This is a genomic window from Ferroplasma sp. Type II (genome assembly GCF_000496155.1).
This window is the reverse complement of sequence record NZ_KI542827.1, coordinates 2135-3711: the sequence shown is the minus strand read 5'-3', so window position 1 is coordinate 3711 and position 1577 is coordinate 2135. Positions and strand designations below refer to the sequence as shown.

Annotated in this window: 2 protein-coding genes; one reads left to right on the top strand and one right to left on the bottom strand. The window is 32.0% G+C overall.

The window, feature by feature from the left end; genetic code table 11:
• A partial coding sequence (locus AMDU4_RS13250; RefSeq protein WP_021788442.1) for a sulfite exporter TauE/SafE family protein occupies positions 1-326 on the top strand: 326 nt, incomplete at its 5' end.
• Here the strand turns inward: AMDU4_RS13250 and AMDU4_RS13245 are convergent.
• Positions 321-1094 (bottom strand): HesA/MoeB/ThiF family protein, encoded by a 774-nt coding sequence (locus AMDU4_RS13245; protein ID WP_021788441.1) that lies wholly within the window; start codon positions 1092-1094, stop codon positions 321-323. The two genes, AMDU4_RS13250 and AMDU4_RS13245, sit on opposite strands and share 6 nt — an antisense overlap.
• Positions 1095-1577: the final 483 nt, after the last annotated feature.

Here is a 1577-nt window from a genome sequence, read left to right as displayed (position 1 = left end):
GGCATGCTTCGGGGATAATAGGGACAAGTGGAGGCATTATGTTTGTGCTTATTATTATGGTATTTTTCTCAATGAAAGCCCAGAATATGGTTGGAACTGCCACACTTGGAATGTTTTTATCCGCCTCAAGCGGGGCCGTAGGCTATTTCAGGATAGGGCATATTGATTTTCTGGTTGCAATTTTAATAGGTGTAATAGCACTTGTCTCAGGGTACTATTTCTCAATTTTTGCCCATAAACTAGACCAGAAATATATCTATCGTTTTCTTGGAATAGTTTTCATAATAGTTGTAATAAGTGAAATAGTAAAAATTGTTGTATTATAAAAGTATTGATTTCCCTATTCCCGAATATTCCTTTCCAAGATACTTATAATCTTTTTCATGGCAGCATCTGCATTTATTATTTCTCTCTATATCTATTCTGTTAATTTCAAAACTAAAAGCATCTATGAAGTAAATACTGCCGTCTATTTTATAATCCAGCAAAATTTTCATTGCAAGATTGACTCCGTAGGATGCAATTATGGTGGGAACTGTATTCAATACTCCGGAAACCTCACATGCCGGCAATTCTGTTGGTTCACTGTTGAAACAAGCATAACAGGATGTTTTTCCAGGAATCACGGCCTTAAATTCACCGTACATTTCTATTGCAGAGGTAAAAACCCATGGTTTTCCATATTTGTCACAGGCATCGTTAATAATAAATCTAGTTGTCATGTTATCTGTTCCATCGAACACAAGATCCACGGAGTTTACCAGCCATGCCATTGAAGAATCAAAAGTTTCATTATAAAATTCAACCTGAACACCGGGATTAATTTTCCTTAATTTTTCTGCAGCCGTTTCTGCCTTGTATTTTTTTAAATCATCCATGCCATAGAGTATCTGCCTGTGAAGATTAGTAATTTCTATCTTATCACGATCCACAAGAATTAACTTTTTCACACCGAGCCGTGAAAACATTTCAGCGGCGGTGCTTCCTGTACCACCCAGGCCAACAATAAGGATAGATTTTTCAAGCAATTTCCTTTGATTGTCCTCTCCAATATATTTTAAAACTATTTGTCTTGAGTACCGTATCATTTCCATTATCTAATCATTATTAAACAGGGTAAATAATCTTATTCATGATTATATATTCTCTATTATATTCTGCGATAAGATAGTATAATAAATTTACTGTAAATTCATTATATTAAAACTAATTATGTATTTCATCCTTCTGTTGTTTAACTTCATCTTTTTTTTAAGGCTCTTCTCTAAACTATAACCTTTATATCGGAATTGAATTCTAGACATTACAGCATACTCCATTTCCTCAAGAAATGATATAAAAATTGACCGTTTCAGGTTGTTGAATTTCCATAATAGTTTTTGTCAGAAAAACATAATTAATATGTAAAAATATAATAGTCAATGTTTTGATAATTTACAATTTTATATACTAATCTTTAAAGTAAACACTCAACTTTTAAATATAAAGTATAATTGATAACTCTATTGAGGGAAAATCTATGAATAATAAAAAGTTAGTTTCGTTCCTTGTTATTATAACAGTTATAATAATGGTAG

Coding starts and splice junctions, on each gene's coding strand:
- AMDU4_RS13245 (WP_021788441.1), bottom strand. CDS start 1,094: ATGGAAATGATACGGTACTCAAGACAAATAGTTTTAAAATATATTGGA.